The 22,594-nt window shown below is 54.4% G+C and carries 21 protein-coding genes and 1 pseudogene; 12 read left to right on the forward strand and 10 right to left on the reverse strand.

The window, feature by feature from the left end:
• Positions 1 to 623: 623 nt before the first annotated feature.
• The 3 genes from minE to minC are packed head-to-tail and all read right to left on the reverse strand — an operon-like array spanning position 624 to position 2,439.
• Positions 624 to 893: a cell division topological specificity factor MinE gene (gene minE / locus ABOC97_RS21950; protein WP_052285609.1), complete on the reverse strand. Its 270-nt coding sequence runs from the start codon at positions 891 to 893 to the stop codon at positions 624 to 626.
• Positions 894 to 896: 3 nt separating this feature from the next.
• On the reverse strand, positions 897 to 1,709 hold the full coding sequence (minD, locus tag ABOC97_RS21955; RefSeq protein ID WP_234507153.1) for a septum site-determining protein MinD: 813 nt from the start codon (positions 1,707 to 1,709) through the stop codon (positions 897 to 899).
• 22 nt (positions 1,710 to 1,731) lie between these two features.
• Positions 1,732 to 2,439 (reverse strand): septum site-determining protein MinC, encoded by a 708-nt coding sequence (gene minC / locus ABOC97_RS21960; RefSeq protein WP_349601811.1) that lies wholly within the window; start codon positions 2,437 to 2,439, stop codon positions 1,732 to 1,734.
• A 126-nt stretch (positions 2,440 to 2,565) separates the two neighbouring features.
• Here minC and ABOC97_RS21965 point away from each other — a divergent pair, with 126 nt between their 5' ends.
• The 3 genes from ABOC97_RS21965 (at position 2,566) to ABOC97_RS21975 (ending at position 4,101) form a co-directional block, all read left to right on the forward strand.
• On the forward strand, positions 2,566 to 2,847 hold the full coding sequence (locus ABOC97_RS21965) for a YcgL domain-containing protein (protein ID WP_349601757.1): 282 nt from the start codon (positions 2,566 to 2,568) through the stop codon (positions 2,845 to 2,847).
• 54 nt (positions 2,848 to 2,901) lie between these two features.
• On the forward strand, positions 2,902 to 3,561 hold the full coding sequence (locus ABOC97_RS21970; RefSeq protein WP_349601759.1) for a fumarylacetoacetate hydrolase family protein: 660 nt from the start codon (positions 2,902 to 2,904) through the stop codon (positions 3,559 to 3,561).
• A 93-nt stretch (positions 3,562 to 3,654) separates the two neighbouring features.
• On the forward strand, positions 3,655 to 4,101 hold the full coding sequence (locus ABOC97_RS21975; protein ID WP_112204301.1) for a YcgN family cysteine cluster protein: 447 nt from the start codon (positions 3,655 to 3,657) through the stop codon (positions 4,099 to 4,101).
• A gap of 264 nt (positions 4,102 to 4,365) precedes the next feature.
• On the opposite strand, the gene dsbB is transcribed toward ABOC97_RS21975, so the two are convergent.
• Both dsbB and nhaB read right to left on the reverse strand, forming a co-directional pair.
• Entirely contained in the window at positions 4,366 to 4,896 is a 531-nt protein-coding gene (gene dsbB, locus ABOC97_RS21980) for a disulfide bond formation protein DsbB (RefSeq protein ID WP_349601762.1), read from the reverse strand.
• A gap of 138 nt (positions 4,897 to 5,034) precedes the next feature.
• Positions 5,035 to 6,588: a Na(+)/H(+) antiporter NhaB gene (nhaB, locus tag ABOC97_RS21985; protein WP_349601764.1), complete on the reverse strand. Its 1,554-nt coding sequence runs from the start codon at positions 6,586 to 6,588 to the stop codon at positions 5,035 to 5,037.
• A gap of 212 nt (positions 6,589 to 6,800) precedes the next feature.
• Between nhaB and fadR the strand changes: the two genes are divergently transcribed.
• Positions 6,801 to 7,520: a fatty acid metabolism transcriptional regulator FadR gene (gene fadR, locus ABOC97_RS21990; protein WP_234507162.1), complete on the forward strand. Its 720-nt coding sequence runs from the start codon at positions 6,801 to 6,803 to the stop codon at positions 7,518 to 7,520.
• 57 nt (positions 7,521 to 7,577) lie between these two features.
• On the opposite strand, the gene ABOC97_RS21995 is transcribed toward fadR, so the two are convergent.
• On the reverse strand, positions 7,578 to 9,110 hold the full coding sequence (locus ABOC97_RS21995; RefSeq protein ID WP_349601766.1) for a SpoVR family protein: 1,533 nt from the start codon (positions 9,108 to 9,110) through the stop codon (positions 7,578 to 7,580).
• A gap of 320 nt (positions 9,111 to 9,430) precedes the next feature.
• Between ABOC97_RS21995 and ABOC97_RS22000 the strand changes: the two genes are divergently transcribed.
• The 3 genes and pseudogenes from ABOC97_RS22000 to ABOC97_RS24080 form a co-directional block, all read left to right on the forward strand.
• Positions 9,431 to 10,729 carry a D-amino acid dehydrogenase gene (locus tag ABOC97_RS22000; protein ID WP_349601768.1) on the forward strand — a complete coding sequence of 433 codons (1,299 nt, stop codon included), beginning with the start codon at positions 9,431 to 9,433 and terminating at the stop codon, positions 10,727 to 10,729.
• A 9-nt stretch (positions 10,730 to 10,738) separates the two neighbouring features.
• The gene (dadX, locus tag ABOC97_RS22005) at positions 10,739 to 11,809 is read left to right on the forward strand and encodes a catabolic alanine racemase DadX (RefSeq protein WP_349601770.1); all 1,071 of its coding nucleotides are present in this window, start codon (positions 10,739 to 10,741) and stop codon (positions 11,807 to 11,809) included.
• 19 nt (positions 11,810 to 11,828) lie between these two features.
• Positions 11,829 to 11,963 (forward strand): annotated as a pseudogene (locus ABOC97_RS24080) (hypothetical protein); the annotation flags it as partial.
• On the opposite strand, the gene ABOC97_RS22010 reads toward ABOC97_RS24080, so the two are convergent.
• Together ABOC97_RS22010 and ldcA are read right to left on the reverse strand one after the other, a co-directional pair.
• Positions 11,901 to 13,634, reverse strand: a complete 1,734-nt coding sequence (locus ABOC97_RS22010; protein ID WP_349601772.1) for a potassium/proton antiporter — start codon at positions 13,632 to 13,634, stop codon at positions 11,901 to 11,903. The pseudogene ABOC97_RS24080 and the gene ABOC97_RS22010 overlap by 63 nt on opposite strands.
• Positions 13,635 to 13,729: 95 nt before the next feature.
• Positions 13,730 to 14,644 carry a muramoyltetrapeptide carboxypeptidase gene (gene ldcA / locus ABOC97_RS22015; RefSeq protein ID WP_349601774.1) on the reverse strand — a complete coding sequence of 305 codons (915 nt, stop codon included), beginning with the start codon at positions 14,642 to 14,644 and terminating at the stop codon, positions 13,730 to 13,732.
• 93 nt (positions 14,645 to 14,737) lie between these two features.
• Between ldcA and emtA the strand changes: the two genes are divergently transcribed.
• The gene (gene emtA, locus ABOC97_RS22020) at positions 14,738 to 15,349 is read left to right on the forward strand and encodes a membrane-bound lytic murein transglycosylase EmtA (protein WP_349601776.1); all 612 of its coding nucleotides are present in this window, start codon (positions 14,738 to 14,740) and stop codon (positions 15,347 to 15,349) included.
• On the opposite strand, the gene ycgR is transcribed toward emtA, so the two are convergent.
• A complete protein-coding gene (gene ycgR / locus ABOC97_RS22025) occupies positions 15,350 to 16,081 on the reverse strand; it encodes a flagellar brake protein YcgR (protein WP_349601778.1) in 732 nt (243 codons plus the stop codon).
• A 269-nt stretch (positions 16,082 to 16,350) separates the two neighbouring features.
• On the opposite strand from ycgR, the gene ABOC97_RS22030 reads away from it, so the two are divergent.
• Both ABOC97_RS22030 and ABOC97_RS22035 read left to right on the forward strand, forming a co-directional pair.
• Complete coding sequence (locus ABOC97_RS22030) at positions 16,351 to 16,605, forward strand: GlsB/YeaQ/YmgE family stress response membrane protein (RefSeq protein WP_349601780.1); 255 nt, start codon at positions 16,351 to 16,353, stop codon at positions 16,603 to 16,605.
• A gap of 162 nt (positions 16,606 to 16,767) precedes the next feature.
• Positions 16,768 to 18,888, forward strand: coding sequence for a TonB-dependent siderophore receptor (locus ABOC97_RS22035; RefSeq protein WP_349601782.1), 2,121 nt, complete (start codon positions 16,768 to 16,770; stop codon positions 18,886 to 18,888).
• A 39-nt stretch (positions 18,889 to 18,927) separates the two neighbouring features.
• Here the strand turns inward: ABOC97_RS22035 and hpaX are convergent, their stop codons facing one another.
• Positions 18,928 to 20,331, reverse strand: a complete 1,404-nt coding sequence (gene hpaX / locus ABOC97_RS22040) for a 4-hydroxyphenylacetate permease (RefSeq protein ID WP_349601784.1) — start codon at positions 20,329 to 20,331, stop codon at positions 18,928 to 18,930.
• A gap of 256 nt (positions 20,332 to 20,587) precedes the next feature.
• Between hpaX and ABOC97_RS22045 the strand changes: the two genes are divergently transcribed.
• Both ABOC97_RS22045 and ABOC97_RS22050 read left to right on the forward strand, forming a co-directional pair.
• Complete coding sequence (locus ABOC97_RS22045; protein WP_349601786.1) at positions 20,588 to 21,061, forward strand: MarR family winged helix-turn-helix transcriptional regulator; 474 nt, start codon at positions 20,588 to 20,590, stop codon at positions 21,059 to 21,061.
• A gap of 333 nt (positions 21,062 to 21,394) precedes the next feature.
• On the forward strand, positions 21,395 to 22,519 hold the full coding sequence (locus ABOC97_RS22050; RefSeq protein ID WP_349601787.1) for an amidase: 1,125 nt from the start codon (positions 21,395 to 21,397) through the stop codon (positions 22,517 to 22,519).
• Positions 22,520 to 22,594: the final 75 nt, after the last annotated feature.

Raw genomic sequence — 22,594 nt, forward strand, 5'->3', positions numbered from 1 at the left:
CGCTTATCAGACCTACAAGGTAGATACCCGTAGGTCGGATAAGGCAACGCCGCCATCCGACGGTCAGCGCCGATATGTCTGATGGCGCTACGCTTATCAGACCTATAAGGTACATACCCGTAGGTCGGATAAGGCAACGCCGCCATCCGACGGTCAGCGTCGATATGTCTGATGGCGCTGCGCTTATCAGACCTACAAGGTAGATACCCGTAGGTCGGATAAGATAACGCCGCCATCCGACGGTCAGCGCCGATATGTCTGATGGCGCTGCGCTTATCAGACCTACAATGTACATACCCGTAGGTCGGATAAGGCAACGCCGCCATCCGACGGTCAGCGCCGATATGTCTGATGACGCTACGCTTATCAGACCTATAAGGTACATACCCATAGGTCGGATAAGGCAACGCCGCCATCCGACGGTCAGCGCCGATATGTCTGATGGCGCTACGCTTATCAGACCTATAAGGTAGATACCCGTAGGTCGGATAAGGTAACGCCGCCATCCGACGGTCAGCGCCGATATGTCTGATGGCGCTGCGCTTATCAGACCAACAAATCGCTGTATGTGCGGTAACAAAAAAGGCGCTATCTCTAGCGCCTTTTTCGTACACCACCGAAAGTCAGGATTTTGACTCTTCTGCTTCCGGCAGCGTGACGTTGAGTTCCAGAATCGAAATATCCCCGTCTTTTTGCTCCAGCTGCACCGTGACCATTTCCGGGTCGATCTGCACGTAGCGGCAAATCACTTCCAGAATGTCTTTGCGTAACTGCGGCAGATAGTGTGGTTCTGCATCGCTGCGGCGGCGTTCCGCGACGATGATTTGCAGACGTTCTTTAGCAATGTTAGCGGTATGCTTTTTCCGTGAGAGAAAAAAGTCGAGTAATGCCATGATTTATCCTCCGAACAGGCGTTTGAGGAAACCTTTCTTCTCTTCTTCAACGAAGCGGAAAGGACGTTCTTCTCCCAACAGACGATCTACGGTATCCGCGTAGGCTTTGCCCGCGTCAGACACTTCATCCAGAATAACCGGCTCGCCCTGGTTTGAGGCGCGCAGTACCGACTGATCTTCTGGAATAACACCGACCAGCTTAATGCGCAGGATTTCCAGCACATCTTCCATGCTCAGCATGTCGCCCTTGTTCACGCGGCCTGGGTTGTAGCGCGTTAACAGCAGGTGTTCTTTGATTGGGTCTTCACCATTTTCCGCACGGCGTGATTTAGACGCCAGGATACCCAGGATGCGGTCAGAGTCACGTACGGACGACACTTCAGGGTTGGTGGTGATAATAGCTTCGTCGGCGAAGTACAGCGCCATCAGTGCGCCGGTTTCGATACCCGCAGGGGAATCGCAGACGACGAAGTCGAACTCCATCTTTTTCAGCTCGTCGAGCACTTTCTCGACGCCTTCACGGGTCAGCGCATCTTTATCACGCGTCTGGGAAGCGGGGAGAATAAAGAGATTTTCGGTGCGCTTATCTTTGATCAACGCCTGATTCAGCGTGGCATCGCCCTGGATAACGTTAACAAAATCATAAACTACACGACGTTCGCAGCCCATGATCAGGTCAAGATTACGCAGACCGATATCAAAATCGATAACGACCGTTTTCTTTCCCTTTTGCGCCAAACCAGTCGCGATGGCCGCGCTGGAGGTGGTTTTACCCACGCCCCCTTTACCTGAAGTCACAACAATAATGCGTGCCATAGAAATTCCTTGTTAAAAGGGATTAATTTAACGGTTGAATAGTCAAAGCGTTATCGTCTAAACGCAGACGCGCCGCTTTGCCATAAAATTCGGCTGGGATTTGATCGCTCAGCCAATATTCCCCTGCAATGGAGACCAGCTCCGCCGCAAGGTGGGTACAAAATACCTGTGCTTCCCGGTCTCCGCCGGCACCAGCCAGAACGCGACCGCGCATCATGCCATAGACATGAATATTGCCATCGGCGATAAGTTCCGCCCCTGCGCTCACGTGGCTTGTAACAATCAGATCACAGTTTGGTGCATAAATGCGCTGACCGGAACGTACCGGTGTATCAATCATTCGCGTTTTTGTGATCGAATTAACAATTGGTGGTGGTTCGACGGGGGCTGGTGGCTCAACGAGCTGCGGCCGGGCGACTTTTTCTTTCCCTTCAGTGAGTAAAGGGAGTCCCGATTGGTCGATTGCGGCTTTGAACTGTGGGTTCTTGCAGCCGCTGACGCCGACAATACGTAAGCCGACAGACATGATTGCCTGCTGGATTGCGCGCCATTGGGTAAACTCCTCAAGGCGGCTGACGTTAACCACAACCGGTGCATGACGGAAAAAAGCCGGAGCCTGGGCGACTTTGTCTTCTAACGCCTGACGAATAACCTCGGCATTTGCATCATGCAAATGAACCACGGATAAGGTGAAGCTACTGCCTTTAAGTTCGATTGGCGTGTTTGACATCCTGGCCTTACTCAATTTGCTATTTACCATCGCATAATACGCGATGATATTCCGAAGACTATCAGGCATGTTATAGTCACTAATATATTCAAGCAAGCAACCACAGTCCTAATTCAGAGTAAAAGTATGTTTTGTGTGATTTATCGTAGTACTAAACGCGATCAAACCTATTTATATGTCGAAAAAAAAGACGACTTCTCACGTGTGCCTGCGGAATTAATGCAGGGATTCGGTCAGCCGAAGCTGGCAATGGTGCTGCCGCTGGACGGACGTAAGAAACCGGTCAATGCCGATTGGGAAAAGGTAAAACAGGCATTAGTTGAGCAGGGGTATTATTTACAGCTCCCGCCGCCGCCTGAGAATCTGTTAAAACAGCATCTGGCCGACTCACAAAATAAGGGCGAATAATTCATTCGCTTCCGGCAGATGTATGTCCATGGTAACAACGAGTAAGGGAAAAGCATGTATCAGCATCATAACTGGCAGGGTGCTCTGCTGGATTACCCGGTAAGCAAAGTTGTTTGTGTTGGCAGTAATTATGCAAAACATATCCAGGAAATGGGCAGCGCGACGCCGGAAGAACCCGTATTGTTTATTAAGCCGGAAACGGCGCTGTGCGATTTGCGCCAGCCGCTGATCCTGCCGCAGGGGTTGGGTTCTGTGCATCATGAAGTTGAGCTGGCGGTACTGATTGGCGGCACGCTGCGCCAGGCCACGCCGGATCACGTACAGCAGGCGATTGCCGGTTACGGCGTCGCGCTCGATCTCACCCTGCGCGATGTGCAGGGCAAAATGAAAAAAGCCGGCCAGCCGTGGGAGAAAGCGAAGGGGTTCGATAATTCCTGCCCGATCTCCGGTTTTATTCCCGTTTCTGCTTTTACCGGCGACCCGCAAAATACCACGTTGGGCCTGACGGTAAACGGCGAAGTGCGCCAGCAGGGCACAACCGCCGATATGATCCACAAAATTGTGCCGCTGATCGCCTATATGAGCCGCTTCTTCACCCTCAAGCCGGGCGATGTGGTGCTGACCGGGACACCGGAAGGCGTCGGTCCGCTGCACAGCGGCGACGAACTGGAAGTGCAGTTTAACGGCCAATCCCTGACGACCCGCGTGCTGTAATCCCTTCTTGCCGCCCCAATCGGGCGGCAAAACTTGCATCCCTGTGCCAGACTGGTTATAAGATGCAACCCGATTTTTGATGTGGACATCCTGATGAGCGAATTACCTTTCTGGCAGAGCAAAACCCTTGACGATATGACCGACGCCGAGTGGGAGTCGCTGTGCGACGGCTGCGGACAGTGCTGCCTGCACAAGCTGATGGATGAAGACACCGATGAAATCTATTTTACTAACGTTGCCTGCCGTCAGTTGAATATCAAAACCTGCCAGTGCCGTAACTACGAGCGCCGCTTTGAGTATGAACCTGACTGCATCAAGTTGACGCGTGATAATCTGCCAACTTTTGAGTGGTTGCCGCACACCTGCGCCTATCGCCTACTGGCGGAAGGGCAGCCGCTGCCACAGTGGCACCCGCTGATTGCCGGCTCTAAAGCGGCGATGCACGGCGAGCGTATTTCCGTGCGCCACATCGCAGTGAAAGAGTCCGAAGTGATCGATTGGCAGGACCACATCATGAACAAACCCGAATGGGCTGACTAATTCGCAATTTCCGCGATATTGCTTCGTTTTTACTTTTTAGTAACAAAATCGCTGGGTAAACGTCGTACCGTGCCGATAGTGACTCTATTCGCATTGGTATGAGGTTCCTGATGAATAGTTCAATAAGACTCTTAATGCTGGCAGTCGTGATAAACCTGAGCGGTTGGGGGCTGCTGTGTGCGGCGGGGTACGGTATTTGGGCGTTGATGAGCTAGTCAGGAAGGAATGCCAGCCGCAATATTCTGCAGCTGGCAATGAAAACGATTAACGGCCGAACAGGTCGCGTCTTTTCGGTTTAAACGGTTGGGCAATCAGCACCAGCAGCGCCACAATCAGATAGGCGGCGAATACGCCAACCAGCCACTGCGGCATCTCCAGCGTTAAAAACTCCCACTGACGAACCGAGCAGTCGCCTGATGCGACAAATACCTGCGGTAACCATTTGTCCAATGGCAGCCAGCTTGGGAAGCGCGCCATAAAATCACAGGTCATAAACGGTGACGGGTGAAGCTGGATCATGGTGTGTTCCCACGCCAGCTGCAGACCGCGAAATGCGCTGTAAATCCAAATAAAAATCGCAATGTAACGCAGCGGACTCTTCGGCGCGACGGCGCCAACCAATCCAGCCCCCATGATGCCAAACAGCGCGCAGCGCTCGTAAATACACAGCACGCACGGTTTTAACAGCATCACGTGTTGGAACCATAATGCCACTAGCTCAAGCGCAAAAGCGGTCAACGCCATTAATAACCAGGCACTGCGGCCACGTGAGCTCTGGTTTAAATATCGCAACATAATCATTTCCCTGGAACGAGCTTTGAAAACGCAGTGTAAACGAAAACGTTAGCCGTGCCATCTGGCTATACGCAATAATTCGTAAATGGTCATGCAATGCCGGCGAGAAAACCGCCGGCATAGAGAAGCACAGTGAATTTAGTGGCTTATTGCAGGGAGCCCTAATAAGCCCTGGCCCATCATCCAATCAATTGCTGGCTGGAGGGTAAACTCGACGCACAGCAGACCCACCAGCGTCAGCACGAGGGTGTAAGGCAATGCCATCCATACCATTCTCCCGTAAGACAACCGGATCAACGGCGCTAACGCCGAGGTTAGCAGGAACAGGAATGCGGCCTGGCCATTTGGCGTCGCCACCGACGGCAGGTTGGTTCCGGTGTTGATAGCCACCGCCAGCAGCTCAAACTGCGGCAGGGTGATGGCCCCATTATCCAGCGCGGTTTTGGCTTCGTTAATGTAGACGGTACCGACAAAAACGTTGTCCGATATTGATGACAGCACGCCGTTAAACAGATAGAACAGCGAGCGTTGGGCATGCGGCGATGCCTGTAGCACGAAGTCGATAATCGGTGCAAACAGATGCTGGTCGATAATCACCGCCACCACGGCGAAGAAGACCGTCAACAGGGCCGTAAACGGCAGCGCTTCGGTGAAGGCTTTGCCAATAGCATGCTCATCGGTAATGCCGGTGAACGAGGTGGCGAAAATAATCACCGTCAGGCCAATCAGGCCCACCTCCGCTAGATGCAATGCCAGCGCCAGAACCAGCCAGACGCCGATAATGCCCTGCACGATGAGGCGCATGGTCTCCTGCTGCGTACGCTGTTTACGGCTGCGCTCGTCGAAGTCGTAGAGAATTTTGCGAACTGCGTCGGGGAGTTCAGCACCGTAACCAAAGGCTTTAAATTTCTCCAGCAGGAAGCAGGTCATGATGCCGCAGAAAAAGACCGGAACGGTGACTGGCGACATGCGCAGGAAAAATTCGCCAAAATGCCAGCCCGCGACCTTGGCGATAATCAGGTTCTGCGGTTCGCCAACCATGGTCATCACGCCGCCAAGCGCGGTGCCGACGCCTGCATGCATCATCAGGCTGCGTAAAAAGGCGCGGAACTGCTCCAGCACTTCACGGTTATGCTTGTCGATATGGCTATCATCAAGCAGATCGACATCGTCAGGGCGGGAGGAGACGACCTGATGATAGATACTGTAAAAGCCCACGGCGACGCTGATAATGACCGCTACTACCGTCAGCGCATCGAGAAACGCCGAGAGAAATGCGGCGGCGAGGCAGAAGGCGATGGAGAGCAGCCGTTTGCTACGGATATTGAGCAACAGGCGGGTGAAGATAAACAGCAGCAGCTGCTTCATAAAGTAAATGCCCGCGACCATAAAGATCAGCAGAAGCAAAACTTCCAGGTTGGCGGCAATCTCATCGCGCACATGTTCGGGCGAGGTCATGCCGATAAATACCGCTTCGATAGCCAACAGACCACCGGGGATTAGCGGATAACATTTCAGCGCCATTGCCAGCGTGAAGATAAATTCAACCACCAGCATCCATCCGGCGACAAATGGGTTGAGTAAAAAGGCTAATGGGTTGATGACTAAGAAAATAATCAGTAGCAGTTTATACCAGTCCGGTGACTGGCCGAGAAAGTTACGCCACAGGGCGCGACCGTAAGAAATTTCCATGACAACCGTTTTCCTCCTGAAAAGATGACATTTTTTACCATTTATTCCGGTTCACTGCCAGAAATGGCCCGGGAAGGATGGTTTCCGCGCTAAAAAAGAAATGTGAAAAATGAAACGGCGATCCCTTTTTAATTCAATCGTTGCGCTATCTGCACTATGTTGGCTCTGGTATGATGAGTCCAATTGCAACGCTGTGTAATGGAATTTTTACTATGGTTATTAAGGCGCAAAGCCCGGCGGGTTTCGCGGAAGAGTATATTGTTGAAAGTATCTGGAATAACCGTTTTCCTCCAGGTTCAATTCTTCCTGCTGAACGTGAACTCTCTGAATTAATTGGTGTGACTCGCACCACCTTACGTGAAGTGTTGCAACGTCTGGCTCGCGACGGCTGGTTAACCATTCAGCACGGCAAGCCGACGAAGGTCAATAATTTCTGGGAAACGTCCGGGCTCAATATCCTCGAAACGCTGGCACGCCTCGATCACGATAGCGTACCGCAGTTGATTGATAATTTGCTCTCCGTGCGTACCAATATCGCGACCATCTATATTCGCACCGCATTCCGTCAACATCCGGAAAAAGCGCTGGAAGTGTTGGCAAATGCGCGTGAAGTCGAAGACTACGCCGACGCGTTTGCCGAGCTGGATTACGGCATTTTCCGCGGTCTGGCGTTTGCCTCCGGCAACCCGATTTACGGGTTGATCTTAAACGGCATGAAGGGGCTGTACACCCGCCTGGGTCGTCACTACTTCTCCAGCCCGGAAGCGCGCAGCCTGGCACTGGGCTTCTATCACCGGTTGGCTGAACTGTGTGAGCAGGGCGATCACGATAAAGTGTATGAAACGGTGCGTCGGTATGGTCATGACAGTGGCGAGATCTGGCATCGAATGCAGAAAAATCTGCCGGGCGATTTGGCTATTCACGGCCGTTAATCACCGCCAGCCTAAAATAAAACACCCCGGTTTGCCGGGGTGTTTTGCATTTAGCCGCTACAGTGCGTTAGGACGCGGTGGGCAGCGCTCCAGAAGCTCAATACTACCGTCAGCGTTCTGCTGTTCCAGATGCACGTCAAAGCCCCACAGACGCTGCACATGCTTGAGCACCTCGCGACGGCCTTTATCCAGCGGTGCGCGGTTATGTGGCACGTAGCGTAGCGTCAGCGAACGGTCGCCGCGCAGATCAACGTTCCACACCTGAATATTCGGCTCCAGATTACTGAGGTTATATTGGGAGGAGAGCTGCGAACGAATCTCCCGATAACCTTCCTCATTGTGAATGGCCGAAATTTCCAGATAGTTATGCTGATCGTCATCCAGCACGGTGAACAGGCGGAAATCACGCATGATTTTCGGCGACAGGAACTGGCTGATAAAACTCTCGTCTTTAAAATCCCGCATCGCAAAATGCAACGTGGTTAGCCAGTCTGAACCTGCGATGTCCGGGAACCAATATTTGTCTTCCTCTGTCGGATTCTGACAGATACGCTTAATGTCCTGGAACATGGCAAAGCCTAGTGCGTAAGGGTTTATTCCGCTGTACCACGGGCTGTTATAAGGCGGCTGGAACACCACGTTGGTATGGCTGTGTAAGAATTCCAGCATAAAGCGCTCGGTCACTTTCCCCTCATCGTACAGATGATTGAGGATGGTGTAGTGCCAGAAAGTCGCCCAGCCTTCGTTCATCACCTGGGTTTGCTTCTGCGGGTAAAAATACTGGCTCACTTTGCGCACAATGCGCAGGATTTCACGCTGCCACGGCTCCAGCAGCGGCGCGTTCTTCTCCATAAAGTACAGCAGGTTTTCCTGCGGCTCAGAAGGATAACGGCGTGCCGCCTCAGAAGCTTTCTCTTCATCGCGCTTCGGCAGGGTGCGCCACAGCATATTCACCTGGCTTTGCAGATACTCCTCACGGCTTTTCTGGCGCGCTTTCTCCTCCTGCAGTGAGATTTTCTGCGGACGTTTATAGCGATCAACGCCGTAGTTCATCAGCGCATGGCAGGAGTCGAGCAGACGTTCCACTTCATCAACGCCGTAACGTTCCTCGCACTCGGTAATGTATTTACGCGCAAACAGCAGATAGTCGACGATGGAGCTGGCATCGGTCCAGCTACGGAACAAATAGTTATTTTTAAAGAAAGAGTTGTGGCCATAGCAGGCGTGCGCCATCACCAGCGCCTGCATGGTAATGGTGTTCTCTTCCATTAAGTAAGCGATACACGGGTTGGAGTTGATGACGATTTCATACGCCAGACCCTGCTGCCCGTGTTTGTACTGGCGCTCGGTCTCGATAAACTTTTTACCAAATGACCAGTGCGGGTAGTTAATCGGCATCCCTACGCTGGAATAGGCATCCATCATCTGCTCGGAGGTAATGACTTCGATTTGATGCGGATAAGTGTCCAGTCGATACAGCTTCGCTACCCGGTCGATCTCCGCCAGGTAGGTTTCAAGCAGCGGAAACGTCCAGTCGGGTCCATCGCTCAGACGAGTTGCGTCCTGATTCATCGAGTCAATCGTAGCCATTAGCGCGCCCTCATTGTTGGCGACTCTCTCTGTGTGGAGAGCCTCAAATAAAGAATAGAACACCGCAGAAAATCTGTAACAAGCGGCATTTTTTTTCTTCATGATTAATTCATTTTCTGGACGAATATTTGCCTCTTTAGCAGGATTTTATGCTGACAAAAAATAACGGGCAGCAGGAGATCGCAATTTCTCGCTATCCCCGCACCGTGGGCACTCTGTGAGGTAAGTCACCATAAAAAAAGCCTATGTTGAATAATATTTTCATCTAGGTTATCAATTTGTAATTAGATGATTGTTCTTTTACTGATTCTGGAGTGGCTATGCACGTTGTCATACTGGGAAGTGGAGTCGTGGGCGTGACCAGCGCCTGGTATTTAAGTCAGGCAGGGCATCAGGTTACGGTGATTGACCGTGAAGCGGGGCCGGCGTTAGAAACCAGCGCCGCCAATGCCGGGCAGATCTCACCGGGCTATGCAGCGCCCTGGGCAGCACCAGGCGTGCCGTTAAAAGCGATTAAATGGATGTTCCAGCGCCACGCGCCGCTGGCGATACGCCTCGATGGCACCGGCTTCCAGTTAAAATGGATGTGGCAGATGCTGCGTAACTGCGACACGCGCCACTACATGGAAAACAAAGGTCGGATGGTCCGCCTCGCGGAATACAGCCGTGATTGCCTGAAAACCCTGCGCGACACCACCGGTATCAGCTATGAAGGCCGTCAGGGCGGCACCTTGCAGCTGTTCCGCACCGCTCAGCAATACGAGAGCGCCACCCGCGATATCGCGGTGCTGGAAGACGCGGGCGTTCCGTATCAACTGCTGGAGGCCTCCCGGCTTGCTGAAGTTGAACCGGCGCTGGCCGACGTAGCGCACAAGCTAACCGGCGGGCTACGTTTACCCAATGACGAAACCGGTGACTGCCAGCTCTTCACCCAGCGGCTGGCGAAAATGGCCGAACAGGCGGGCGTCCAGTTCCGCTTTAATACCCCGGTAGACAGCCTGATTGAGGACGGTGGTCGTATCGTGGGCGTGAAGTGCGGCGATGAAGTCGTGACCGCCGATGCCTACGTGATGGCCTTTGGTTCCTATTCAACGGCGATGCTCAAAGGGCTGGTGGATATTCCGGTCTATCCGCTAAAAGGCTACTCGTTGACGATTCCGATTGTAGAAGAGAGCGGCGCGCCGGTTTCAACTATCCTTGATGAAACCTACAAAATTGCCATCACCCGATTTGATAACCGCATTCGCGTCGGCGGGATGGCGGAAATTGTCGGCTTCAATACCGAACTGCTGCAACCACGCCGGGAAACGCTGGAGATGGTGGTGGGGGATCTGTTCCCACGCGGCGGTAAAATCGCCGAGGCGACCTTCTGGACCGGGCTGCGTCCGATGACGCCTGACGGTACGCCGGTCGTCGGTAAAACGGCGTTTAAAAACCTGTGGCTCAACACCGGACACGGCACGCTAGGTTGGACCATGTCCTGCGGTTCTGGCCAATTGCTCAGCGATTTGATGTCTGGCCGCACCCCGGCCATTCCCTATGATGATCTGAGCGTGGCTCGTTATTCACCGGGATTCACGCCCGCCCGCGCGCAGCACCTGCATGGCGCACACCAATAAGGAGAACGCATGTCTCGTCCCGTGCTCGCCAGCCTCGACCTACAGGCGTTACGTAATAACTTAGCCATTGTCCGCCGGGCGGCGGGCAATGCCCGCATCTGGTCGGTGGTGAAGGCCAACGCCTATGGACATGGATTAGAGCGGGTCTGGAATGCCCTGCGCGAAACAGACGGCTTTGCGATGCTTAATCTCGAAGAGGCGATCTTGCTGCGTGAACGCGGCTGGAAAGGGCCGATTCTGCTGCTTGAAGGCTTCTTCCATGCTTCGGAGCTAGAGCTGTTTGATAAGTACCGTCTGACCACCAGCGTCCATAGCAACTGGCAGCTTAAGGCGTTGCAAAACGCGCGGCTGCATTCGCCCATCGATGTTTATCTGAAGGTGAACAGCGGCATGAACCGCCTGGGCTTTGCCCCGGAGCGGGTACACACCGTCTGGCAGCAGCTGCGTGGCATGAGCAACGTGGGGTCGATGACCCTGATGTCGCATTTCGCGCAGGCGGAAAATACCGATGGTGTAGCCGAACCGATGCAGCGGATTGAGCAGGCGGCGGAAGGGCTGGATTGCCCACGCTCGCTGGCCAACTCGGCGGCCACGCTATGGCATCCGGAAACCCATTTTGATTGGGTTCGCCCGGGGATTGTACTGTACGGCGCATCGCCGTCAGGCCAGTGGCAGGACATCGCCAACAGCGGCCTGAAGCCGGTAATGACGCTAAGCAGTGAGATAATCGGTGTGCAGACGCTAAAACCGGGTGACGCGGTAGGCTACGGTAGCCGCTATCGGGCGACGCAAGAACAGCGGATTGGTATCGTCGCCTGCGGTTACGCCGACGGCTACCCGCGTATTGCTGCCAACGGCACACCGGTGCTGGTTGATGGCATTCGCACCGGGACGGTTGGGGCGATTTCGATGGATATGCTGGCGGTGGATTTAACGCCGTGTCCGCAAGCTGGGATTGGCACCCCGGTTGAGTTATGGGGTAAGGAAATTAAGATTGATGAAGTGGCGGCCAGCGCCGGAACGGTGGGCTACGAGTTGATGTGTGCGGTTGCGCCGCGCGTGCCTGTCGTGACAGTGTAACTTATTGCCCGGTGGCGCGATGCCAACCGGGCTTTTGGGCAGAACGTCATTGGTTGGCCGGATTGGCATCGCGCTATCCGGCCAACAGCAATCACTCGCTCTCTTCTTCTGCGACCCGGACGCCGACCTTCAGCACCTGGTTCTCTTCTTTCTCAGCGACCGTCCACACCATACCGGCAAACTCGACCTGGTCACCAACCACCGGCGCGGCACCGAGCAGGTGCTCTACGAGATCGCCGAGCGACTGCTGGTTGTCGCGGAATTCTTCGCCGCCGTCCAGACCGTAAATCAGCGCCACGTCGGCAAACTTAGCCCCGGCTTCAAGTATAAAGTCACCGAAGAAACTTTGATCGAGTGCGACCGGCGGCGACTGGCTGAACATTTTGCCCAATGATGGCAGGTCACGCTCACGGCCAATCACGCACAGAATATCGTTTTCCCGCAGCCGCGTGCTGCCGGTTGGATGCAGCAGCACATTGTCGCGGAACAGTGCGGCAATGCGCGTTTCCTGCGGCATATGCAGATCGCGCAGCGCGGCGCCTACGCACCATTTGTCGGCGCTCAGCTGGTAAACAAACTGCTCCCACGGGTTATCCGGATGGATATCCAGGCCAACGCGGGAGATAGGCCAGCCCACCGGGGGCACCACGACTTTGGCTTTTTTCGCCGCCCACGACAGCGAAGTTCCCTGCAACAGCAACGACACCAGCACCACGAAGAAGGCGACGTTAAAGAACAGCCGCGCATTCTCCAGCCCGGCCATCATCGGGAATACGGCGAGAATGATAGGCACCGCACCGCGCAGCCCAACCCAACTGATAAAGGTCCGCTCGCGCAGATTAAAGCCGCGGAACGGCAGCAGCCCGGCGAAGACCGACAGCGGGCGAGCCACAAAAATCATCCAGATGGAGAGCAGCAGCGCAGGAATGGCTATCGGCAACAGATCCGATGGCGTCACCAGCAGGCCCAGTACCAGGAACATGGCGATTTGCGCCAGCCACGCCAGGCCATCAAAGTTCTGCAAAATGCCAAAGCGGTTGCGAATAGGCCGATTGCCCAGCAGGAAGCCGCACAGGTACACCGCCAGAATACCGCTACCGTCCAGCGTCGTGGTGACGGCGAAAATCATTATCCCACCGCTTAACGCCAGCAGCGGATACAGCCCGGCGGGCAGGGCAATACGGTTGATCATCTGCAGCAGCAGGTAGCCGCCACCAAGACCAATCACGATACCGAGGCCAAACTGTTGAATGATATGCACGAGGAACATCCAGCTAAGACCAGTTTCGTGCTGCTGGATCATCTCAATCAGGGTGATGGTGAGAAACACCGCCATCGGATCGTTACTGCCGGATTCAATCTCCAGCGTTGACCCCACGCGTTCGTTCAGCCCTTTACCGCCGAGCAGTGAGAATACCGCCGCGGCGTCGGTGGAGCCGACAATCGCGCCAATCAGCATTCCTTCCATCATATTCAGATTGAATAACCAGGCGGCCATCATCCCGGTGAGTCCCGAAGTGATGAGAACCCCGACGGTAGCCAGCGATAAGGCCGGGCCTAATGCGACGCGAAAGGAGCTGGCCTGAGTGCGCATCCCGCCGTCCAGCAGGATAACCGCCAGCGCCAGGTTACTCACCATATAGGCGAAAGGGTAGTTATCGAAGGGGATGCCGCCGATGCCGTCAACGCCCGCCAGCATGCCGATGGCTAAGAAGATAACCAGAATTGGAATACCAAGACGGGAAGAAAATGAGCTTAAGAGAATACTGCAGGTTACTAAGACCGAACCCAAAATAAAGAGACTAATGACTGCCGCGGCGTCCAATGTTCACGCACTCCCCGATAACGTACAAGCTAGTTACAAAACGTTACCATAATTAGGGCGCGAACATTGAATTAATAAGCGGTGATTATTGTTTTTTATTCGGCTAATACCGGATGGCCGGTGAGCGTCAGCGCCGAATGCCCCATATTATGCGAAAGCTGTGCTTGCGCGCCCAACGGCAGCGTGACGGTGCGCGGCTCGTGGCCAAAATCAAGCCCGCTAATGACCGGAATCGATAACCGTGAACGCAGGTAGTTGTACATGGTTGCTAAATCATAACCGTCGTCATAATCATTCGGGCTAGCTCCGGTAAAACTCCCCAGCACGATGGCGCGCTGGCGCGGCAAAATACCGGCATGCAGCAGTTGCAACAGCATACGTTCAACGCGGAACGGATGCTCGTTAATGTCCTCAAGCACCAAAATGCCATCGCGGATCTCCGGCATCCACGGCGTACCGATGAGCGAGACGATCATCGCCAGGTTCCCGCCCCACAGCGTTCCCTCGGCGGCGCATTGTGGCCCGTCGCCGTCCCATTCGATGGTTAAGGTAGGGCTACGCAGCGCGCGCCAGAAGTGTTCCTCGGTAAAGCCGTCGAGGTTTTCCGCGCCGAAGTTACCTGCCAGCATAGGGCCGCTAAAGGTCACGACGTTGCCTTTGGCTAATAAACCGCACTGAATCGCGGTGAAGTCGCTGTGGCCGCAGATTAACAGCGGCGAGCGCTGCTGACGGGCTATCAGCGACGGCCAGTCAATGCTCTCCAGCAGACGACTGGCACCGTAGCCGCCGCGCACCGCCAGCACAATCTGATTCTCCCCACCCAGCGTGGCTAGGTCGTTAATATCCGCCAGCCGCTCGGCCTCGGTTCCGGCAAAACGCTGGTTGCGACGAGGAATCACCTGCTGGTTCGCCACCTGATGCCCGGACGCTTCCAGCCGCGTAACGCCACGCTGCGCGGCGGTCTGGTTGATGCAGTAGCCGGACGGGGCGATGAGATGAAACGAAGACATGGCATTTCCTTGCTGAGAATGAAACGGGTATCATGCCGCCTGAGCCAGTGGTTGTCATTAACGGCAGCAAAGTTCAGCTAAAAGGATAGATGCGTGAAATTAAGATGGTTTGCTTTTTTAATTGTATTACTTGCCGGGTGTAGTTCTAAATCGGATTACCGCGATCCGCCGTGGAATCCTGAGGTTCCGGTGAAACGCGCAATGCAGTGGATGCCAATTACTGAAAAAGCCGGTGCCGCCTGGGGCGTCAGCCCGCGACTTATCACCGCCATTATTGCCGTAGAATCCGGCGGTAATCCGACGCTGGTGAGTAAATCCAATGCGGTGGGACTGATGCAGCTTAAAGCGTCAACGTCGGGTCTGGATGTTTATCGCCACATGGGCTGGAGCGGTCAGCCGTCGACCAGTGAGTTGAAAAACCCGGAGCGGAATATCTCAATGGGCGCGGCTTATTTGAGCATTCTGGAACACGGCTCGCTGGCGGGTATTACCGATCCTGAAGTTATGCAGTATGCGCTGGTCGTATCCTATGCCAACGGCGCGGGCGCGCTGCTGCGCACCTTCTCGTCCGACAGGAAAAAGGCGATTTCTAAAATTAACGATCTGGACGCGGATGAATTCTTCGACCACGTGGTGAAGAACCATCCCGCGCCTCAGGCGCCACGCTATATCTGGAAAGTACAGAAAGCCATGGATGCCATGTAGTTAGCGAACGTTATTTGCCCGTTCGCGCGCTTCACGCTCCAGCGAAAAAATAATTCGCTGGAGCGAGCGCTCAAGCACCGGATTCATATACAGAAAACGGAAGCTCAGGCGCGGCGTCACAATCGTCTCATTCTTACTGTCGACCACTTTGCGCTCGCTGATGGCCAGCAGCTGGACGTCAAAGCGAAAACGCCCCCATTGCCCCATATCGAGTTCTATCTCTCTAAGCTCCATTCCCGGAGCCAGCATCTCCGGCGGCGCCGCGTCCAGCAAAGCGCCCATCCCACCTAGCGACAAATCAAACAGACGGAAACGCAGCGTACTTTTATCCGGCAGGACGGCACAGCCGTAATAAGGCGGATACAGCGGGGCCGGAATACGGAAATATTCACGACGCTGGATACACCATACCGCAGGCGGCGTCGGCATTACGAAGGCGGGCAGGCCCTGATAATTCTCCACCTGCATCCGTGGCACCGTGAATTCGATTTTGGCGCCATTTGTTTCTGCGACCATGGCGATATTATTCGCCGATAGGGCGGCATTGTTATCTTCCTCACGGCTGCCAAAGTCGATAATCAACTGCTGCTGGCTGACGTCGAGAATACGACTAATAAACTGGCGCGAAGACCAACTCACGCGCAGCGCGGCGTTAGCCTGCTGAAGATCGCGGAGAACGTTTAATACCGCTAACGGGTTTTGCTTAAGAAACTGTGTGTTGTGCTCACTCACCGGGAATGGCTCCTGAATGGCAGACTCTCAATTATCTATCGGCGTCGAAAAACAGAACTTCAGCGTCCTGGAGAAAATTTTTAACATTTCCACGGATTTCGGCTGCGTAAAGTACTTAAGGCAGTGCCTACGTCAATATTCGTATTTATCTGCATAAAATATCATCGCCTGACCAGGTTTTTTAAGAACAATTACCTATACTTGAAACATTAGCGGCGCAGAATGTCGGCGCTTTTATTGGTGTTAATGGAACTTAAGAGGTGGGAAAAATGGGTATTATTACCTGGATTATTTTTGGTCTGATTGCCGGTGTTATTGCCAAACTGATTATGCCGGGCCGCGATGGGGGTGGTTTCATTCTCACCTGTATCCTCGGGATTGTCGGTGCGGTTGTCGGCGGCTGGTTGGCGACCACGTTTGGTCTGGGCGGCAGCGTCAGCGGCTTTAACCTGCATAGTTTCCTGGTGGCGGTTGTGGGCGCCATCGTTGTGCTGGCGGTATTCCGCCTGATTCGCCGCGAATAATGTTTCCCGCGTTTTACTGACAACGGCCCCGAAAGGGGCCGTTGTCGTTTCATCAAATCTGTTACCTGCATCACACTCCTAAAGCCCTGTTTATTTTGGCGTTGAATTACAAATATTAATGATAATAATTATCGTTCTTTATTTGATTTGAGCTCAACCATAATGAATAAGACAGGTCTTCGCGTTTGTACGCTTTCCGGGATGATTGCACTCGCACTTTCAACACAGGGGTATGCCGCCGAGGAATCCACTATGGTGGTCACTGCCTCCGGCACGGGCGAGGGGAGTGAACTGCCCGGCTGGACCAACAGTGCCACCAAGTCGGCGGTACCGGAAAGTAAAACACCGCAGGTCATCAACACCATCAGTCAGCATGAAATCAGCGAACGCCACGCCACCTCGGTGAACGAGATTTTGCGCTACGCGCCGGGGGTGTCCACCGAATCACGCGGCAGCACCACCTACATGAGCGAGTATAAAATTCGCGGTTTTAGCGTCGATAACGAGTACTACAACGGCCTACAGCTACCGTATAACGTCACCGGGAATACCAAAGCGCGGATCGATCCGCTGCTGATTGAGAGCGTTGATATTCTGAAAGGGCCGTCGTCGGTTCTCTATGGCAACGGTTCGCCGGGCGGGCTGGTGAACATTCAGGGTAAAAAACCGCAGACGACCCCACGAACGGAAATCGGTTTTAACACCGGAACCCGTAATCTGAAAGAAGGTTACATCGACTCTACCGGACAGGTCGCCGACAGCGACTGGAGCTACCGTCTGCTGGGTAAAGCGACCGAAGGCGACGATCAGCCGCACACCAGCCGCTATGAAGATTATCTGCTGGCACCGAGCGTGACCTGGCAGCCGAGCGATAAAACGCGCCTGACCATTGACGCGCTGGCGCAAAATACCCCGAGCCTGACGCCGTCGAACCCGCTGCCGCTCTCCTATTTACGTTCCCAGTATGCGGATAAACGCGCCTTTGCCGGCGATGACTGGAGCGGCTTCAAGCAGCGCCAATGGATGATTGGCTATAGCTTCGAACATGAGTTTGACAGCGGCTGGGGCATCGCACAGAAAGCACGCTACTTTGATATCGATACCCATCAGCAGAGCGTTTACTCCACCGGTAATAGCCCGACGGCGGTCTATGACATCAGCCGTGCGGCCTATACTACCGATGAAGATCTGCACAGCTTCAACATTGATAACCAGCTCACGCGCACATTGGCGCTGGGCGACTGGCAGCACCATCTGCTGGCCGGGTTTGACTATCAGAAGCTGAACTCGCATTACCACTACCGCTATTCAAACTATTTAACCCCGCCGCCGAATCTGGATATGCGTAACCCAGACTTTGGCCTGGTGAGTGAAGATGCATTAGGTCTTTATACCGCGCAGAAAAACCGGCTTTCCTATAACCAGAAAGGCTATTACCTGCAGGATCAAATTGCCTACGGCGGCCTGAATATCCTCGCCAGCCTGCGCTACGACGAGTACCAGTCAGGCACTACCGACTACCTCAATAGCGACCAGAAAGAGTGGATCTCGCAAGACCGCGTGACCAAACGCCTGGGCGTCTTGTATGCCTTCGACAACGGTATTTCGCCGTTCATCAGCTACTCGGAAGGTTTCAAACCCATTTCCCCGGCCCGTGGATTGACGGCGGATCAGGTGAAACCGACCACCAGTAAACAGCTGGAAGGCGGCGTGAAGTACCTGCTGGCTGACTACGCCACCACCTTTACCGCCTCGGTGTTTAATATTCGCCAGAAAAACGTGCTGAGCGCTGATCCAAGCTGGAACTACCACCAGACCGGGGAGATTGAGTCGAACGGTGCGGAACTGTCGGCGATTAGCCGTCCAACCGACAACATTAACCTGATAGCCAACTACGCCTATACCCACGCCATTAACACCGAAGATGAAACCTATCAGGGCAAACGCCCGACCCAGGTACCGGAAAATGCGTTTAATCTGTGGGGCGATTACACCTTCGACCAGAGCATCGTGCGCGGGCTGACCGTAGGCGGCGGGGTGCGCTATACCGGTCCAATGGAGATTTCACAGGCTAACGATGCAGGGAAACTGGGGGGCACAACTCAGTACGATATGTCGCTCTCTTACGATATGTCGGCGGTGGACAGCAGCCTGAGCGGGCTGATGCTCAAAGCCAGCGCGCAGAACCTGACCAACAAAGAGACGTTTACCTGCTATGACAGCAGCAACTGCTGGATTGGTCGCGACCGTACGGTTCAGGTCGGGGCGAGCTACACCTTCTAAGTGAAATGTCCGGGCGACCTTTATCGCCCGGACAATCCGTTACGCCGACTCTGGCGCGGCTCCGGCATTCACTACCGGTTTCGTCGCGGTCTTCATCGGAATAAACGCCACGATGATAGCCCCCAGCACCAGGAATCCGGCGACCATAAAGATCCCGGCGTTAAAGCTGCCGGTAACGTCTTTCATCCAGCCCATCAGCAACGGCCCGAGCGCCGCGCCGGTCATTCCGGTACCGTTTATCACCGCAATTCCCAGCGCGCGAGCGCGCAGCGACAGGGCTCTGTCCGGCGTGGTCCAGAAGATAACCATCGCCGCGAACGCCCCCATCGATGCCATTACAATGCCGGTAAACTGCAGGTGCGGATTCGGGCTGGTGGCGGTGAGAATCCAACCGGCGGCGGCAAACAGATACGGCAGCAGGGTATGCAGCTTACGCTCGTTGTAGCGGTCAGAACGTTTGCTCCACCAAATCATCCCGACAATGGTACACACCTGCGGAATAGCGCTGAGTAATCCGATGGTGACGTTGCTGCTTTCGGCGTTAAAGCTGCGCAAAATCAGCGGCGTCCAGACGCTCAGGGCGCTCAGGGTGTTGGTCAGACAGAAATAGGCGAGGGTGTAGAGAATAATCACCGGCGTGAACAGCTCGCGGAACATGCTTTTTTGTCCCACGGAGGCCGCCGCAATGGCGTTTTGGGTTTGCAGCGCCTGTTGTTTATCGGCTTCCAGCATCTCGTTGAGACAGGCTTTATCGTCGTCGGTCAGCCATTTTGCGGTTGATGGGCTGTCATCCAGCCAGTACCACACCACCAGTCCCAGCAGTACCGACGGGAAGCCTTCCAGCAGGAACAGCCACTGCCAGCCTTTCAAATTGAGCATGCCGTCCATGTTGAGAATATAGCCTGAGGCCAGCGAACCCAGCGCCATCGTCACCGGCATGGCAATCATAAACAGGGCATTGGCGCGGGCGCGGTAGTGCGCCGGGAACCAGTAGGTCATGTAATACAGCAGGCCCGGCAGGAAGCCCGCTTCGGCGATCCCCACCAGCATGCGCAGCGCGTACAGGCTATTCGGCCCGGTAGCGAACAGCGTGGCGGTAGAGGCAATCCCCCAGACGATCATCAGGATAGCAATCCAGCGCCGTGCGCCGACGATGGTCAGCATCACGTTGCTGGGAATACCGCATACCACGTACATCACGTAAAACAGGGTCGTTGCCAGGCCGAACATGGTGCTGGTTAGGCCCAAATCTTTGCCCATGGTCAAACCGGCAAAGCCGATGTTGATACGGTCGAGGTAGGAGAAGACAAACAGCACGAACAAAAAAACGACCAGACGGCGAAAAAGTTTATTGATAACCGCCTGCTGGCGGGGATTCAGCGGTATTTGCGCTGAGGTTTGCGGCCCGGAGCGGGTCTGTTCCGTAGAAGGGCTATCGTTCATCAAAAGCTCCACATTGTGTTTATTAGTATGAGTGAGGTACAGGCTGCTAACGTATAGAAAATAGCCATGACGAGTGTCAATTTTATGTTTGAAAAATGATACGTAATTGTTATGCATGTGGCATTTGTGAATCATAATGCGATCTGTGTCGCGTAAACATGCAAGAGCAGAACTGGCAGAGAGTAATGCTGTCAGGACGGGCGCACAGACACAGGGTATAATCGGCAAATCTGTTGCATTTGGGGTAAGGAAACGCATGAGTCCGACAAAGAAGAGTCCTGCCGGTCTGTCTGATGAGACCGAGTTTCACCGGGAAGAGTTTCCGTTCTACTGGATTGTTAACGTCTATGCGCGCTACACCCAGACGGTAGAAATCGCCCTGAAAAAGATCTCGCTGGATGTATCGCGCTTTCGCGTGCTGATGATCACCCACCAGTATGGCGAAGCAAGCATTTCGCAAATCTCGGAATATGCGCTGGCGAAAATGCCTACCGTGACCAAAATCGTTGGCCGCCTGCGCGATGACGGGCTGGTGACCACCGCCAGCAGCGAGCGCGATGCGCGGGTAACGGTAGTGATGTTGACTGAAGCCGGGCAGCAGAAAGTGGCGGAAGCCATGCCGCTGGTGGGCAAGATTTTTGATAAAGGTTTTAAGGGAATGAGCGCCAGTCAGGTTGAAAAAATGAACCAGTCGCTGGCCAAAGTCCTCGATAATCTCAACGAACTCTGACCTTTCACCGCCACAATGACAAAATTGTGACTCGCGTAGAAAATATTTATAACCACCTGTAAATAAACACCTTTTAATCACAGTCTGCGAAATTTACTTCGCAGGCTGTGCCCGCCTATATGCACTAATTTGCTTTATATTTCATCAAACTGCGAGATTAACCATGGTCTTTTAAAGGTTAATGAATTGTTGCGTGCGCGTAAAATTAACGTGAAATATTACTTGAATATTCATCTAAATTTGCCAGTATTGATTTAACGCGAGTCAGGACAAAAAAGCAGCATTGACTGCTAGCCTGAATGTGATTCATTTTTTCTGGTTAAGGTGCTAATCATGCAGCCAGTTTACGAGAGCAATGGGTTTGTCGAACGGTTTACCCTCGGTGAGGGTTCTCTCAGTTTTGCCGTCAAAGATACCCTGAATGTCGCGGGATACCGCACTCAGGCAGGTTGTCCGGCGTTGGCACAAACACCCGCCGCGGCGCAGCACGCCAGCGTTGTCGAAACGCTGTTGGCGAGCGGCTGTCGGCTTGCCGGTAAAACCACGCTGCATGAACTGGCATTTGGCGTTACCGGGATCAACGCCTGGGGCGGGACGCCGGTTAACCCTCTGTATCCGACGTTGATTCCTGGCGGCTCCTCCAGCGGTTCGGCGGCGGTTGTCGCCGCCGGTGAAGTCGATTTCTCGCTGGGCACCGATACCGGCGGCTCAGTGCGCATGCCAGCCGCCTGCTGCGCTATTCTCGGGCTAAAACCGGGTTACGGCGTACTCAGCCGCGAGGGTGTATTGCCCGCAGATAGCTCGCTGGACTGCGTAGGCTTGTTTGCCCGCGATGCCCAGGTTCTGCGTCAGGCGCTCAATCGCCTCAACGTCCCGGTGGCTCCGCCGATAAGCGACTTTCCGGACGTCACCTTTATCGCCGCCGCGCTGCCGGAAATCGATGCGCAGCTGGTTCAATTCCTTACCGACGCCAACGTTGAGCCGCAGCGTGCTGAGCTGGACTCGCTAGCCGATGCCCACCGCGCCGGAATTGCCATTATCAGCCACGAAAACTGGCAGGCTTTTAACCCTCTTCTGGCCACCGGCGCCGTTTCCGCCGATGTTGCCACGCGTATTCGCGCCGGTGAAACGGTGAGCGAGCAGACGCTTCAGGATGCTGAACAGGTCCGCCAGCGCTTTACCGCAGACGTTGATGCGCTGCTGGCGAAAACCCCGTTGCTGGCGCTAGCCACGCTCCCCGAACTACCACCGACGCTCGCCGAAGCGGCCGACCCGCTGAGCGTGGTTAACCTGACCCGGCTGGTGCGGCCGTTTAACCTCAGCGGCCACCCGGCGTTAACGATCCCCGCAGGTGAACTGCGCGGCAGGCCGATTGCCCTCCAGCTAGTGGCCCGCAAGGGTGCTGAAGGGTTGTTGGTACAGGCCGCCGAGTGGTTGACCGCGCGACGACGTCGCTAACCGCACACTCTCTTTTTTCTCTATTCCTGATGACTCAGTGAGTTTGACTCATTGCGGCTTCGTGCGCTCTGCGCA

The organism is Kluyvera huaxiensis (assembly GCF_040149365.1).
Lineage (GTDB): Bacteria > Pseudomonadota > Gammaproteobacteria > Enterobacterales > Enterobacteriaceae > Kluyvera > Kluyvera intermedia_A.

Bases quoted from the DNA above. Each gene is read 5' to 3' on its own strand.
- minE (WP_052285609.1), bottom strand. From the start codon at position 893: ATGGCATTACTCGACTTTTTTCTCTCACGGAAAAAGCATACCGCTAAC.
- minD (WP_234507153.1), bottom strand. From the start codon at position 1,709: ATGGCACGCATTATTGTTGTGACTTCAGGTAAAGGGGGCGTGGGTAAA.
- minC (WP_349601811.1), bottom strand. From the start codon at position 2,439: ATGTCAAACACGCCAATCGAACTTAAAGGCAGTAGCTTCACCTTATCC.
- ABOC97_RS21965 (WP_349601757.1), top strand. From the start codon at position 2,566: ATGTTTTGTGTGATTTATCGTAGTACTAAACGCGATCAAACCTATTTA.
- ABOC97_RS21970 (WP_349601759.1), top strand. From the start codon at position 2,902: ATGTATCAGCATCATAACTGGCAGGGTGCTCTGCTGGATTACCCGGTA.
- ABOC97_RS21975 (WP_112204301.1), top strand. From the start codon at position 3,655: ATGAGCGAATTACCTTTCTGGCAGAGCAAAACCCTTGACGATATGACC.
- dsbB (WP_349601762.1), bottom strand. From the start codon at position 4,896: ATGTTGCGATATTTAAACCAGAGCTCACGTGGCCGCAGTGCCTGGTTA.
- nhaB (WP_349601764.1), bottom strand. From the start codon at position 6,588: ATGGAAATTTCTTACGGTCGCGCCCTGTGGCGTAACTTTCTCGGCCAG.
- fadR (WP_234507162.1), top strand. From the start codon at position 6,801: ATGGTTATTAAGGCGCAAAGCCCGGCGGGTTTCGCGGAAGAGTATATT.
- ABOC97_RS21995 (WP_349601766.1), bottom strand. From the start codon at position 9,110: ATGGCTACGATTGACTCGATGAATCAGGACGCAACTCGTCTGAGCGAT.
- ABOC97_RS22000 (WP_349601768.1), top strand. From the start codon at position 9,431: ATGCACGTTGTCATACTGGGAAGTGGAGTCGTGGGCGTGACCAGCGCC.
- dadX (WP_349601770.1), top strand. From the start codon at position 10,739: ATGTCTCGTCCCGTGCTCGCCAGCCTCGACCTACAGGCGTTACGTAAT.
- ldcA (WP_349601774.1), bottom strand. From the start codon at position 14,644: ATGTCTTCGTTTCATCTCATCGCCCCGTCCGGCTACTGCATCAACCAG.
- ABOC97_RS22030 (WP_349601780.1), top strand. From the start codon at position 16,351: ATGGGTATTATTACCTGGATTATTTTTGGTCTGATTGCCGGTGTTATT.
- ABOC97_RS22035 (WP_349601782.1), top strand. From the start codon at position 16,768: ATGAATAAGACAGGTCTTCGCGTTTGTACGCTTTCCGGGATGATTGCA.
- hpaX (WP_349601784.1), bottom strand. From the start codon at position 20,331: ATGAACGATAGCCCTTCTACGGAACAGACCCGCTCCGGGCCGCAAACC.
- ABOC97_RS22045 (WP_349601786.1), top strand. From the start codon at position 20,588: ATGAGTCCGACAAAGAAGAGTCCTGCCGGTCTGTCTGATGAGACCGAG.
- ABOC97_RS22050 (WP_349601787.1), top strand. From the start codon at position 21,395: ATGCAGCCAGTTTACGAGAGCAATGGGTTTGTCGAACGGTTTACCCTC.